The sequence below is a fragment of the Paramesorhizobium endophyticum genome, assembly GCF_014640615.1.
GTDB classification, from domain to species: Bacteria; Pseudomonadota; Alphaproteobacteria; order Rhizobiales; family Rhizobiaceae; genus Paramesorhizobium; species Paramesorhizobium endophyticum.
Map to the genome: position 1 here is coordinate 244,641 of NZ_BMHH01000004.1, position 12,300 is coordinate 256,940.

Genomic DNA, 12,300 nt, shown 5'->3' on the forward strand with positions numbered 1-12,300 from the left:
TTAGCGGGCGGATGGGGGTGGTGAACGTTGTGCTTGCTTCGAAGAATGTAGCGCGAACGCCACCACCCGACCCTTCGGGCCACCCTCCCCGCAAGGGGGAGGGAAGGCGTCGGCGCGAGGGAGAGGCGTCGGCGTTTACGTTACTGCCCGCTATCGATAATCGACTGCATTTCGCTTTGAGCGTTGGCGAACGCGCCGTCCATGTCGTCGCCGAAGATGGCGGCATTGGTGAAAGTGGCCCATGGGCCGTTGGCGCTGTTTATGAGGTCGTTGAATTGCAGCGTGTAAGGTGTCTTGGCGACGCTGATCGCCTTCAGGCCCACCTGCATGCGCGGATCTAGGCCCTCCAGCGCCTGATCGGCGATGTCGCCACGGGTCGGCAGGCTGCCATATTTCGCCATCACCTTCTGGCCGTCGAGCGAATAGACAAATTCAAGGAATTCCTTCACCGCGGCGAGCTTCTTCGTTCCTTTGGTGACGACAAAATTATCGCCGCCCGCAAACGAGGACGTGCCACCATCGATGCCCGGAATGAGCGTAACGCCGAAATTGATATTAGGATATTCCGTTACCAGCGTGCCGATGGCGAAGGCGCCGATGCTCTGCTGGCCGATCTTGCCATTGGTGAAGGAAAGAAAATTCGCGCCATTGTCACTCGCAGCGCTTGCCGGAACGAGGTCTTTCTTGACCATGGTGCGATAGGCTTCCACCGCCTTGCGCATCTGCGGCGTATCGAGCGTCGCCGTCTTGCCGTCGGCGGAGAGAATGTCCGCGCCCGAGCCCCAGACAAGCGGCGTGAAGGTGAAGATCATGCAGCCGCCGCAACCGCCACCCGAGAAATAGAAGCCATAGATATCGTCGCCGAGCTTGCGGATCTTCTCCGCATTGGCGTCGATCTCCTGCCAGCTCGCGGGAGCCTTCTCCGGATCGAGCCCGGCCTTTTTATAGAGATCTTTGTTCCAGGCGAAGACCGATGTTTCCACCGAAAGCGGCATGCCGTAGATGCGGTCCTCGTAAGTCCCGAGCCGGACATGGGACGGCGAAAGCGAGTTGAAATAGGGGAGTTGCTTCGCCCAGTCAGTCAAATCTTCAAGCTGGCCCGCGGCGGCGAAGGCCGGGGTGTAGATCAGGTCGAGCGACAGCGCGTCGGGAGCCTGCCCGCCAGCAATAGCAGTCGCGTACTTCTGCACCAGCTCGGAGAACGGCACTTCCGTCGCCGCCACCTTGTTCTCGTGGCTGGTATTATAGGCCTCGACCACCTTCTTGAAGGCATCGCCAATCCCGGTGCGTACCCACATTTCCACCGTCTCGGCGGCGGACGCCCCAGATGCGAGACATAAGGTGGCAGCGGTCGCCATAAGTATACGCTTGATCATGATTTCCCTCCCAAAATGGCGCGCCTCCCGCGCCCAATGCATTTTATGCAGACTCCCGAACCACCAGATGACATGGCAGCTTCCTCACGCCGGGTTCCACTTTCTGGCCCTCCGCCAATGCCAGCACCGTCAAGCCCGCCTCCCGGCCGAGCGCCTTCAGCCCCATATCCACCGAGGTCAAAGGCGGGCGCGTCTGCGCCGCCATGATCTCCCAATTGTCGAAGCCGACGATCGCCACATCGTCAGGCACGCGGATGCCCCTTTCGCGCAAGGCATCGATCACACCGCGGGCGATCTGGTCGTTGCCGCAGAAGATCGCGTCAGGCTTCTCGCCACCGCGGCCCCAGATTTCATCGACCGCCGCATGGCCCCAGCTTTCCGACCACGCGCCATAGAGAACCGGCATGGCATCGCCTGCAAGCTCGCGGTAAGCATCCGCGCGCTCGCGCACCGAGAAGAAACTCACCGGCCCGGTGACATGGGCGATGCGTTTGCGCCCGATCTTCGTCAGCCACTCCACCGCCAGCCTTGCGCCATGCCCATCGTCGGAGCGCAGCGTCACGCTGTTGGGCGGCCCTTCGGCGAAGGCATAGACCACCGGCACCGGCAGGCCGGAAAGGTCGACCGGCAAAGAGCGATCCACTCGCTTGCCCGTGGCGATGATGCCATCCACCTGCTTGTCGAGCATGGCATCTACATGGATTTGCCCCAGAGCTGGATCGTCCTCGATAGCACAGAGGAAGACGGAAACGCCACGATCCACCAGCGCCTCCGAAATGCCGGCCATGACCGGCAGGGTAAAGCGTCCATAGGTATCGTTGGTCAAAAGGCCGATCGTGAAGCTGCGCTTGCTGAGCAGGCCCCGTGCCAGCGCATTGGGCCGGAAGCCGATCTCGGCTGCGATGCGTTTCACCCGCTCCCGCGTTTCCCCGCCGATGCGCCCGGTATTGTTGAGCGCCTTCGACGCCGTCGAAATGCTCACCCCCGCCGCCTCGGCAACGTCATGGATGGTTATCCGCCCTTTTTGTCCCTCCAGTTTCGCCTCCATTATTTTGATATGAGAAAACCTTTTCCCATGGCGACTGTCAATAGGGAAAAGGTTTTCTCTAGCTGTTTTCTCAGCGTGGCATGTCGAAGAGCAGGGCCTTGCCATCCGTGAGCCATTCGATGTCAGGTACCTCCGCATCGGCGATCTGGAGCCCATCGCCGGTCCGCAGCGTCTCGTCGCCGATCCGCGCCAGCCCCTCGACGATATGGACGAAGGCGAGCCGATTCGGGGCGACCGGAATGCCCATCCGGTCGCCATCCCGGGGATGGGCAATCGAAATCCGGCTACCCGAGAGCAGGGTGAGGGGAGCTTCGCCCGCCTGCCCACTGGCGATCAGCGTCCATGCGCGCGCCTTTTCCGGCTCGGGCAAGCGGATGTGCTGATAGTCAGGCGCGCAGTTCAGAACCTCCGGAATGAGCCATATCTGCAGGAGATGAGCCGTCTCACTTTCCGAGGCGTTCTTTTCGGAATGGCGAAGGCCCGTCCCGGCGGACATCAGTTGCATTTCGCCCGGCTCGATGGTCGAGGCATTGCCCATCGTGTCGCGGTGCTCGATCTTTCCCTGAAGCACCATGGTGAGAATATCCATGTTGTCGTGCCCATGCTCGGGAAAGCCGGAACCGGGGGCGATCCAGTCTTCGTTGATCACCCGAAGCGGGCCGAAGCCCATGCGCGTCGGGTCCTGGAAACCGCCGAAGGAGAAGGTGTGATAGGCGTCGAGCCAGCCATTTTTCGTGCGGCCGCGGCTCGTGTTTTCGTGGATGAGGATCATGATAAGTGTCCTGCGCGCAGCCGGCGTGACCGGGCGCGTGATGGTGTGATGAAGGGGTGAAGTGCTGACGGCTTAACGTGTCAGAAAAGCCTGCAAATCCGAAAGCTCGTTCTGGCGAATCTCATGCCCGCCGGAATGCAGGCAGAGTTCGACCTCGGCTTCCTGCTGCCGGAACCATTGGGCCAGCGCTTCCGTCTTCTGCAAAGGGCAGATCGGGTCGCGCTCGCCAGCGGTGATGAGGATGCGCTTGTGCTCCAATCCATGCTGGGGCAGGGGCGTCCACGGGATCAGCGGATGCAGCAGCGCGGCCCGGTCGAAGAGCTCGGGATATCTAAACAGAACAGCGGCCAGAATGTTGGCGCCGTTCGAATAGCCGAGGCCATAGACCGGCCGGTCGGGATGCTGGGCCACATGCGCGGTGATGAAACCCGCCATCTTTTCCGTACGCAGCGCAAGGTCCTCCATGTCATAGACGCCTTCGCCCTTTCGGCGGAAGAAGCGCAGCGCGCCGAATTCCGACACATCGCCCCTTGGCGAAACGATGCCCGCATCGGGCAGCATATCGGCCACCAGCCTGGTGAACTGGAACTCATTGCCGCCCGTGCCGTGGAAGGTGAAGACCAGCGGCGCCCCGGCGGCGGGCTCTTTCCTGTAAGCTTCGTAGGAATTCGTCATGGCTTGTCTCCAGCAGGCAGGGCTCGAGACCCCACCCGCTTGTGGTTTCATCAACAACGTTTATGTCCCCGCATAACCTCTCCGAAAAGTCTGCAACTTTTCGCGATCATGCTTTTTAGTCCTTGATCGGCTCCAGCAGGTCTTCGATCTTCGCCCGCAGCGGCTCGTAGCGCGTGGGTAGCTTCAAGGCCTCGCCCAGATGGGCGGTGTCCTCGTCGTGGTCGAATCCGGGCTCGTTGGTGGCGATTTCGAACAAGACGCCTCCGGGTGTGCGGAAATAGATCGCCCAGAAATAATCGCGGTCGATGACGGGCGTCACCTGATAGCCGGTATCGAGCAGCGCCTTTCTGACTTCGAGCTGCGCCGCGCGGTCTTCTACTGCAAAGGCGATGTGGTGGACGGAGCCCGCGCCCTGCCGGGCAAAATCCGCGTTTGGCAACGTCTCGATGTCGATGAAGTCAGCGCCATTGCCGCCCGATATGGCGAAGCGCGACCAGTTGCCCTTGCTATCCACCGCCTGGTAGCCCATGAAGCCGAGCAACTCCCGCGCCGCGCCGTCATCCCGCAGGCGTATGCTCGCGCCATGGAAGCCCTTGATCGCCTCGGCAGCGCCGATTTCATCGGTGAGCCAGCCCTCGCGGTTATCACTCTCCACCTCGATCAGCGCGAAACGGTCATTATCAGGCCCGTAAAAGTGCAGCCGCTTTTCGCCGAACACTTCCGTCTTCAGAAGACCCTTCACGTAGAGCGCCTCGAGCCGGCTCTTCCAGTAGCCGAGCGAGCCTTTCGGGACGGCGAAATAGGTTTCGCCCACTTCGCCGACGCCGGGGCGGCCCGCTGCGATATGCGGGAAAGGGAAGTAGGTCATGACCGAGCCGGGCGTTCCCACCCTGTCGCCATAATAGAGGTGATAGACTTCAGGTGCGTCGAAATTGACCGTCTTCTTGACGCGGCGCAGGCCCAGCGTCTTGGTGAAGAAGTCGCTGTTCTCCTGGGCGTCCGCGGCGAGCGAGGTGACGTGGTGCAGGCCTTTGATCTGGGTAAGCATGGCGGGTTTTCCTTCCTCTCCGGCGCCCTGGCGCCTTCGTTCTGGGTGGAAGATGGGGGAACGCGGCCACCAAGAGAATAGAAATAATATTGACGATATAATTGCAAATATTGCAATAATGCGTGATGAACGATTTGAACGACATCCGGGTGTTCCTGGCGGTTGCCCGGCAGGGGAGCTTCGTCGCCGCCGCGCGGCAATTGTCCATGACCGCCCCGACCGTGACCCGTGCCGTCAGCGCGCTGGAGCAGCGGCTCGGCGTGCAATTGCTCTTGCGCACCACCCGGCAGGTGTCGCTCACCTCGGCGGGCGCAGTCTATGCCGCGCGGGTCGGGCCGCTGCTGGAGGCGTTCGACGCGGCGGCAGAGAAGGTGAGGGCGGAAGAGGGCGAAGCGGCGGGGCTAATCCGGCTCAACGCGCCCCTGTCGCTCGGCCAGCGGATTTTGCCCGACATCATATCCGGCTTTCGTGCGGAGCATCCCGGCATTGCGGTGTCGGCGACGCTGACCGACCGCTTCATCGATATCGTGAACGACAGTTTCGACCTCGCCGTGCGGATTTCGGAGCCGCCGCGCGACAAATCCACCATCTGGCGCAAGATCTGCCGGGTGCGCCGCATATTGGTTGCCTCGCCCGGCTATCTCGCGGCCAATGACGCGCCGGAAACGCCCGACGATCTCGATGAGGCTGTCTGCATCGCCTATGACGAGGAGGCGCTGGCCGAGGGCTGGGAACTCACCCATACCGGACGAACGCGAAAGGTGAGGGCCGGGAAGGTGCTGGCTGCCAACAATGGCGACCTGATCGCGCGGCTTGCGGAAAACGGCGAAGGCGTGGCGCTGCTGCCCTTATTCATCGTCGAGGAGGCCCTTGGCACCGGCCACCTCGTGCAGATCCTCCCCGACTGGCAGCCGCCTGAACTCTGGCTGACGCTGTACTATCCGCCTTACGAGAAGCTGCCGATGCGGGTCGCCAAATTCTCGGATTTTTTCGAGACCTACGTCACGACGATCCGGCCGGTTTAGCTGAACTGCGCATTCTAGTATCGGCCATCATTGGTAAGGCAATAGGCGAGGGGCCATTCGGCGGGTATGCCGTGCAAGGTGTTCAGCACACAGCAGCCCGACCACGCTTCCCGGGATTGACCAGGTCCTGATTCGCGTCGGCAACCACTCGTCCGATGACGCTACGAAGACCGCTGTCATCGACGCGCCTCTGGTCGAGGCGCTCAATCCCACCACCGGCCAAAACTTCACCATTCAATTGGTGTAGGGTGATGGCGGTACGCTGGTGCTGAAGGGAAAGAACAGCTATCGTGGCGGCACGCTGATCAAGGTGGGCACCGTGTCCGTCCACGAGGACGACAATCTCGGCGCTTCGACTGGCGGGCTTATCCTCAATGGCGGCAAGCTCCGGAACACCCAGAGCTTCACCACCGGACATCGGCGCGGGCGGCGGCACTTTCGAGACCGGCGTTCCCGCCCAGTCGGCCGACCTCACGGTGACCGGATAGATTTCCGGCACGGGTGGGCTGCAAAAGACCGGGCCCGGCAAGCTGATCCTGTCCAATGACAATAGCGCCTACAGCGGCGCGATCACAATCATCTCAGGCACGTTGCAGCTCGACCCCGGCGGGACGCTCGGAACCGGCGCAGTCCACAACAACAGCGCCCTGGCGTTTAACAATTCGAACGCTCTGATCATTGCCAATGTGATCGACGGCAACGGTCGAGCAGGTCGGCACCGGCACCACCATACTCGACGGCGCCAACGCCTACACCGGCGCCACCAATGTCAAGGCAGGCAGGCTCGCGGCGGCGAAGGCGGGTGCGTTCAGCCCGAACTCGGACTATACGGTCGTGAAGGGCGCCGCGCTGGACATGCGCGGACATATCCAGACTCTGGCAAGCCTCGTCAATGCCGGCGACGTATGGATCGGTGACAATGCCACCAGCACCGCCGGAACAACGCTCACCGTGACCGGCAATTACACCGCGCAGGACGGCACCATCCATCTCAACACCGTGCTCGGCAAGGATGATTCACCGACAGACCTCCTCCACGTGAAGGGGGACACTGCGGGCACGGGCTTCCTGCAGGTGAAGAATGCCGGCGGCACGGGGGCACAGACCACCGCGAACGGCATCAAGGTTGTCGAGGTCGATGGCGCTTCCAACGGCGTGTTTACGCTGAAGGGCGATTTCACCACCACCCAGGGCGACCCGGCAGTGGTGGCGGGCGCCTACGCCTACCGGCTCATCAAAGGGCCCAAGGGAAGCACCGGCAGCGTCGACGCCTCGGCTGACGGCGACTGGTACCTGCGCTCGGAACTGAAGACTCCGTCCTGCGTAGGATCCGGCTGCAATCCGCCACCGCCGCCGCTCTACCAACCAGGCGTACCCGTTTACGAGGCCTACGCACAGGTCCTGCAGGAGCTGAACGATGTCGGCACCCTGCGCCAGCGCGTCGGCAGCCGCTACCGCAGCGGCGCGGGGCAGGCAAGCGGAGGCGAGGGGCAAGGCGCGGCGGCTTCCGGCGGCGAGATCAGCACCGACTCCTATGTCTGGGGCCGCATCGAGGGCGCGCATGGGCAGCGTGATCCAACACTTCACCGACAGCTACAGGCTGAATGGAAATATCGGGTTGAAAGTGAAGTGGTGATCTGGTTCCGAAGAGTTTGAATGGTATTTTCTGAGCGTCCGAAGACGCTGTACGGCCCGGGCGTTTCAGCCCGGTGGCTTCGAGCGCAGAGAACCGGAGTCAGGCAGGGGCCGCTTCTGTGGCCTCCCTCTCGTCCTGCGGCCATCGTTGCAGTGCGTCCCGCCCTGCGGCGGTCAAGCCGTACACACCTCTCTCAACCCGTTCGAACCAGCCATAGACGTTAGAAAGCAGAATCTTCCCGGCATCCGGCACGCTGGATCTGATTTCACGCACACGCAACGGCCCGGATGCCAGCGCAGCCGCACAGCCGAGCGCCTGCTGCCGGTAGGCGGTCATGACAGGCGTGCGTGTGCTGCCACCTATTGCCGGGTCGCCGCGCCGTTTCTGGTGCTCACGCATAAGTTTTGAGCGCCGTTTCGGGTCAGTCCGGGGCATCGGCGATACGGAGCCCACGATAATATCGACGTCACCGGAATCCGAAATGCCGAGCATGCCGATCCCCAGCCTGCGGCAAAGGTGACGATAGCGTTTGTCGGACTCTCGGCCTTTGCCCTTGGCGGATACACGTGCCGCGATCCAGACCTCGTCCGCGGCAACCGCTCGGTCGACGGCCTGCAGTATGAGTTCCAGATTGAAGCTCATTTTCAACTCGCAGATGACGACCACGGGAGGATCGCCATCACTCAAGCCTACGAGGTCGCAACCGCCGACTTCGCCCTTGACAACGTAACCTGCCTTTTCGAGAAAGCCTTTGACGGGCAGATAAAGCGACGTTTCCATATGCCTGCAGGTTAGCGACGAATCGTTCCGTAAATTACATCAATCCGCCGCCTGAAGCACGTACGGTTGCCGCGATGCCTGCCCGAATCTCGTTTTTTCGCGATAGGCGAATGGCGGGTGATGCGTACTAGAAATCCGCGCGTGGCGCTGCCTCTCCATCCGGGTAGAAGCGATCAGCGACAAGCTGGTTGACACGCGCAAAGGCTTGTCCAGCCCCCTCGATGGCTCGTTCCTCCGCCTCCTCGCTCAGGTCGATCCGATCCAGCGCGGCCGTAAAAGTGCGCCATTGCAGGCCGCGCCCTTCCGGCGCTGCCGCAAGATGCCTCGCGCCGAAATTCTCCGACAATCCGAGCCTGGCAGCTTCCTTCAGGAGAAACGCCGCGCCCAGATTGGAGCCTTCCGCCACGTATAGCCATCCGAGGGAGTTTGGCACATCGATGAGATCATCTTCCGAAGCCGGCGGGGCCGGCATGGGAGCCTCTATATCCAGCAGATCCTGCCGGATGAGGTCGAGCCGCCGCCGGCTTTCCAGGTCCGGAATGATGGCAGCCAAATCATGGTTTCGGTAAAGCGGATCGATGCCATGATGGAAACGGTATTGCACATCGAGAAACCACCCATAGCGCTCGATACTGGCAAAGGGATCGGCCGCCATGATTTTCCTATCGAGACGATCATGCGTGTCATGCGTCGCCGCCTTCAGCCGCTTCGCACGGCTCGTAATTTCAGTCTTTTCCCGGACCCATGGTTCCACTGTGGTCATGTTTCTGCCCCTTTGCCTGATATGCGCCTGGCCGCTCATTCTTCCCGGAAGGCGCGGTTGATCTGATCGCTGAGTGGTTTGATGAGGTAGGAGAGAGCGGTGCGCTCGCCCGTCTGGATGAATGCCTCCGCCGGCATGCCGGGCATCAACTGGAGGCCGTCCAGCTTTTCCAGTTCCGCCGCCGGGATAGACACCCGAACGAGATAGTAGGCCGCGCCCGTTCTTTGGTCGGTGGTCAGGTCGGCGGCGATGCGGCTGACATGACCGTTGAGTTCCGGTGTAGTCCGTTGGCTGAAGGCCGACAGGCGTAAGACCGCCTTGTGGCCCAGTTGTATCTGGTCGATATCCTTTGGCTGCATCTGGACTTCCAGCGCCAGCTCTTCGCCTTTCGGCACGATCAGCATCATCGGGTCTCCGGGAGGGACCACGCCGCCGACGGTGTGAACGGAGAGCTGATGGACGATGCCGGATTGGGGCGCGAGAATATCGATCCGCTTGAGCTCGTCTTCCGCCGCGACTTTGCGTTCAATGAACTCGCCGATCTGGGCTTGCACTTCGCGCAATTCCTGGCCGACTTCGGTCTTGAGGTCCTGGTCTATCTGCAGGATTTGCAGCTTCGTCTCTGAAATGCGCCCCGCCGTCTGTGCCTGGAAGGCAATTTTCTCGCCGCGCTCGCCTCCGAAGGTGGCGGCCTGTGTCTTCAAGGCATTGAGGCGCTGGTCGGAGACGAAGCCCTGTTCCCGCAAGCCGGTGAGGGCTGCAATCTCCTTGTCGAGGACGGCGAGGCCCTGCGCATAGGCAAGTTCCTGCGCCTTCAGCCCCTCCATTTCGTGTTCGAACTGCTCGATGCGCTCGCGGAGTTGCGCCTTTCGCCCTTCACGCGATTGCCTGCGAAACTCGAACAGCCTTGTCTCGCTGCGGATGGCGGCGGCGACATCGGGAGCATCACGGCGGGCAAGCAGCCAGTCGGGGAACAAGATCCGCGGCAGGTCGTCCCGCTCCGCCTCGAGCCGCGCAAGCCGCGCCGTAAGTTCGTCGAGGCGTTTGGTAACGATGGCGAGCCGCGCTTGCGTCTGCGTTGCATCGAGCCGGATGAGAAGATCGCCGGCTTTCACGCTGTCGCCCTCATGGACCCGGATTTCCCCCACCACACCCCCGGTCGGGTGCTGGATTTTCTTCACGTAACTGTCGACGACGAAATGGCCCGTCGCGACCACCGCCCCCGAGAGATTTGTCACAGTGGCCCATGCGCCAGCGCCTCCGACCAGCATCACGCTGGCAAGAAGGCCGGCCATCAAATGACGCCGTATGGAGCGGGCGACGTCCCCCTTCCCGTCAACCCCAGGCATCACACCCCTCCCTCGCTCATGTCAGCCGGTTCGGCGGCTTGCTTCACAGGATTGGCTATGACCCTCAGCGGCGTGATGCTGAAGCCGGTTGCCGGATAGCCTCTTGCTGCCGGAGCCGTCGGATTTGCGCCCTTCAGCACCTGAGAAAGCACTTCGTCGCGCGGCCCGAAAGCCTTCTGCCGCCCGCCTTCCATCATCAGGACCAGATCGACCGCGCCGATGGCGCTCGGGCGGTGCGCGACCACAATGGCGATGCCGCCGCGCGCCCGGATGGAAGCGATGGCGCTGACCACCGCGGCTTCGCCTTCGGAATCGAGATTGGCATTGGGCTCGTCGAGCACGACAAGGAACGGATTGCGGTAGAGCGCGCGGGCCAGCCCGATCCGCTGCCGCTGCCCCGCCGACAATGCCGAGCCGTTTTCGCCTATGCTGGTCTCATATCCTTGCTCGAAACGCAGGATGAGATCGTGCGCCCCGGCGGCCTTTGTGGCCTCTATGACAGCCCCGGGGTCGGGATCGTCTTCAAAACGGGCGATATTCTCCGCAATCGTTCCGTCGAACAGTTCGACGCCCTGCGGGAGATAGCCGATGTGCCGGCCAAGGGCGTCACGGTCCCATTGATCGAGGCTCGCGCCATCGATGCGCACTTTTCCGGCAGCAGGCATCCACGCATTGACCAGCACACGGGCGAGTGTGGATTTGCCCGAGCCGGAGTGCCCGATGACGCCCAGGGCGCTGCCGGCGGGAACCGCGAAACTCACCCCGATGACGGTCGGCTTCTTTTCACCCGGAGGAATGATCGTCACCGTTTCGATACGCAGCTCTTTTTCGGGTGAAGGAAGGGTGGTTACAGGCGTGTCCGGGGGCATTTTGGCCAGCAGTTCCTTGAGGCGCGACCAGCTCTGCCGCGCCATCATGAACGGTCTCCAACTCGCAATCGCCAGATCGACCGGCGCGAGCGCCCGGCTCATCATGATCGAGCTTGAAATCATGATGCCGCCCGTCGCTTCCTGCTGGATCACGAGATAAGCGCCGACCCCAAGCATGGCGGATTGCAGCATGATGCGCAGGGATTTCGATATGCTGCCGAGGCCGCCGGCCACGTCGCCAGCCTTGCGGTTTGCTGCGAGATAGTCGGCATTCACACGCGCCCATCGCATCGCGATGCGTTTTCCGAGCCCCATGGACTGAATGGCCTCTGCATTGCGGCGCGCGGTTTCCAGCAGCGCATTGCGCGTCATATTATGTGCGATGGTGTCGCGGACCGGCTTTCGTGACAGGGCATTCGTCAGCAGCGTCAGCGCGACAAGCACGACCGCCCCGGTTAGCGCCGTTATGCCGATCCAGAAATGGAAGAGAAAGCATATACCGAGATAAAGCGGCATCCAGGGAAGGTCGAAAAACACCGCCGGTCCCTGGCCGGACAGGAATCCTCTGATATTATCGAGGTCGCGTAGCGGCTGGAGGCCATCGCCGGGCATCCGCGTCACAAGCGGAAGACGCACCACGGCATCGTGAACGCGCCCCGACAGATGCGTATCGAACTCTTCGCCGATGCGCAGCAGGACACGCGCCCGGATGATATCGAGCAGCGCCTGGAATGTGTAAAGCCCCGCCGCGAGCACGGCCAGTCCCACAAGCGTCGGCACGCTGCCGCTTGCCAGCACGCGGTCATAGACCTGCAGCATGAACAGGGGCGAGGTCAGCGCGAGGAGGTTAACCACACCGCTGATCAGAGCTATTCCAAGGAAAGCTCGTCTGAGGGGGAGAACGACCGCCGCAGCCAATGGCTGCGACGGCGTTGTGCGTATTATTGAGCGCACGGGAG

General features: G+C 62.1%; 12 protein-coding genes and 1 pseudogene. 4 read left to right on the plus strand and 9 right to left on the minus strand.

All coding sequences use genetic code 11. The annotated features are described in order from the left end of the window. Positions 1-140 precede the first annotated feature (140 nt). From IEX53_RS07145 to IEX53_RS07165, 5 genes are all read right to left on the minus strand, one after another. Positions 141-1,376: an ABC transporter substrate-binding protein gene (locus tag IEX53_RS07145; protein ID WP_188822855.1), complete on the minus strand. Its 1,236-nt coding sequence runs from the start codon at positions 1,374-1,376 to the stop codon at positions 141-143. A 43-nt stretch (positions 1,377-1,419) separates the two neighbouring features. Next, positions 1,420-2,424 (minus strand): LacI family DNA-binding transcriptional regulator, encoded by a 1,005-nt coding sequence (locus tag IEX53_RS07150; protein ID WP_188822857.1) that lies wholly within the window; start codon positions 2,422-2,424, stop codon positions 1,420-1,422. A gap of 70 nt (positions 2,425-2,494) precedes the next feature. Next, entirely contained in the window at positions 2,495-3,196 is a 702-nt protein-coding gene (locus tag IEX53_RS07155) for a pirin family protein (protein ID WP_188822859.1), read from the minus strand. Between the two features lie 72 nt (positions 3,197-3,268). Continuing rightward, positions 3,269-3,871, minus strand: a complete 603-nt coding sequence (locus IEX53_RS07160) for an alpha/beta hydrolase (protein ID WP_188822861.1) — start codon at positions 3,869-3,871, stop codon at positions 3,269-3,271. Between the two features lie 115 nt (positions 3,872-3,986). Further along, positions 3,987-4,919 carry a VOC family protein gene (locus IEX53_RS07165; protein WP_188822862.1) on the minus strand — a complete coding sequence of 311 codons (933 nt, stop codon included), beginning with the start codon at positions 4,917-4,919 and terminating at the stop codon, positions 3,987-3,989. A 125-nt stretch (positions 4,920-5,044) separates the two neighbouring features. Between IEX53_RS07165 and IEX53_RS07170 the strand changes: the two genes are divergently transcribed. The 4 genes and pseudogenes from IEX53_RS07170 (at position 5,045) to IEX53_RS07185 (ending at position 7,600) form a co-directional block, all read left to right on the plus strand. Beyond that, a complete protein-coding gene (locus IEX53_RS07170) occupies positions 5,045-5,944 on the plus strand; it encodes a LysR family transcriptional regulator (protein WP_188822864.1) in 900 nt (299 codons plus the stop codon). 265 nt (positions 5,945-6,209) lie between these two features. Continuing rightward, positions 6,210-6,491, plus strand: coding sequence for a hypothetical protein (locus IEX53_RS24355; protein ID WP_188822865.1), 282 nt, complete (start codon positions 6,210-6,212; stop codon positions 6,489-6,491). Positions 6,492-6,661: 170 nt separating this feature from the next. After that, a pseudogene (locus IEX53_RS24360) lies at positions 6,662-6,721 on the plus strand (hypothetical protein); the annotation flags it as partial. Between the two features lie 78 nt (positions 6,722-6,799). Next, positions 6,800-7,600, plus strand: coding sequence for an autotransporter outer membrane beta-barrel domain-containing protein (locus IEX53_RS07185; RefSeq protein ID WP_188822867.1), 801 nt, complete (start codon positions 6,800-6,802; stop codon positions 7,598-7,600). Between the two features lie 79 nt (positions 7,601-7,679). Here IEX53_RS07185 and IEX53_RS07190 read toward each other — a convergent pair whose 3' ends face one another. The 4 genes from IEX53_RS07190 to IEX53_RS07205 form a co-directional block, all read right to left on the minus strand. Continuing rightward, on the minus strand, positions 7,680-8,360 hold the full coding sequence (locus IEX53_RS07190; RefSeq protein WP_188822869.1) for a DUF2161 domain-containing phosphodiesterase: 681 nt from the start codon (positions 8,358-8,360) through the stop codon (positions 7,680-7,682). A gap of 127 nt (positions 8,361-8,487) precedes the next feature. Further along, positions 8,488-9,123 (minus strand): biliverdin-producing heme oxygenase, encoded by a 636-nt coding sequence (locus tag IEX53_RS07195; protein ID WP_188822871.1) that lies wholly within the window; start codon positions 9,121-9,123, stop codon positions 8,488-8,490. A 35-nt stretch (positions 9,124-9,158) separates the two neighbouring features. Beyond that, positions 9,159-10,472, minus strand: coding sequence for an HlyD family type I secretion periplasmic adaptor subunit (locus IEX53_RS07200; protein ID WP_188822872.1), 1,314 nt, complete (start codon positions 10,470-10,472; stop codon positions 9,159-9,161). Beyond that, the gene (locus IEX53_RS07205; RefSeq protein ID WP_188823041.1) at positions 10,472-12,286 is read right to left on the minus strand and encodes a type I secretion system permease/ATPase; all 1,815 of its coding nucleotides are present in this window, start codon (positions 12,284-12,286) and stop codon (positions 10,472-10,474) included. Before IEX53_RS07205 ends, IEX53_RS07200 begins: the two co-directional genes overlap by 1 nt. Positions 12,287-12,300: the final 14 nt, after the last annotated feature.

Bases quoted from the DNA above. Each gene is read 5' to 3' on its own strand.
- IEX53_RS07200 (WP_188822872.1), bottom strand. From the start codon at position 10,472: ATGCCTGGGGTTGACGGGAAGGGGGACGTCGCCCGCTCCATACGGCGT.
- IEX53_RS07195 (WP_188822871.1), bottom strand. From the start codon at position 9,123: ATGACCACAGTGGAACCATGGGTCCGGGAAAAGACTGAAATTACGAGC.
- IEX53_RS07165 (WP_188822862.1), bottom strand. From the start codon at position 4,919: ATGCTTACCCAGATCAAAGGCCTGCACCACGTCACCTCGCTCGCCGCG.
- IEX53_RS07145 (WP_188822855.1), bottom strand. From the start codon at position 1,376: ATGATCAAGCGTATACTTATGGCGACCGCTGCCACCTTATGTCTCGCA.
- IEX53_RS07150 (WP_188822857.1), bottom strand. From the start codon at position 2,424: ATGGAGGCGAAACTGGAGGGACAAAAAGGGCGGATAACCATCCATGAC.
- IEX53_RS07155 (WP_188822859.1), bottom strand. From the start codon at position 3,196: ATGATCCTCATCCACGAAAACACGAGCCGCGGCCGCACGAAAAATGGC.
- IEX53_RS07170 (WP_188822864.1), top strand. From the start codon at position 5,045: ATGAACGATTTGAACGACATCCGGGTGTTCCTGGCGGTTGCCCGGCAG.
- IEX53_RS07190 (WP_188822869.1), bottom strand. From the start codon at position 8,360: ATGGAAACGTCGCTTTATCTGCCCGTCAAAGGCTTTCTCGAAAAGGCA.
- IEX53_RS07160 (WP_188822861.1), bottom strand. From the start codon at position 3,871: ATGACGAATTCCTACGAAGCTTACAGGAAAGAGCCCGCCGCCGGGGCG.
- IEX53_RS07185 (WP_188822867.1), top strand. From the start codon at position 6,800: ATGCGCGGACATATCCAGACTCTGGCAAGCCTCGTCAATGCCGGCGAC.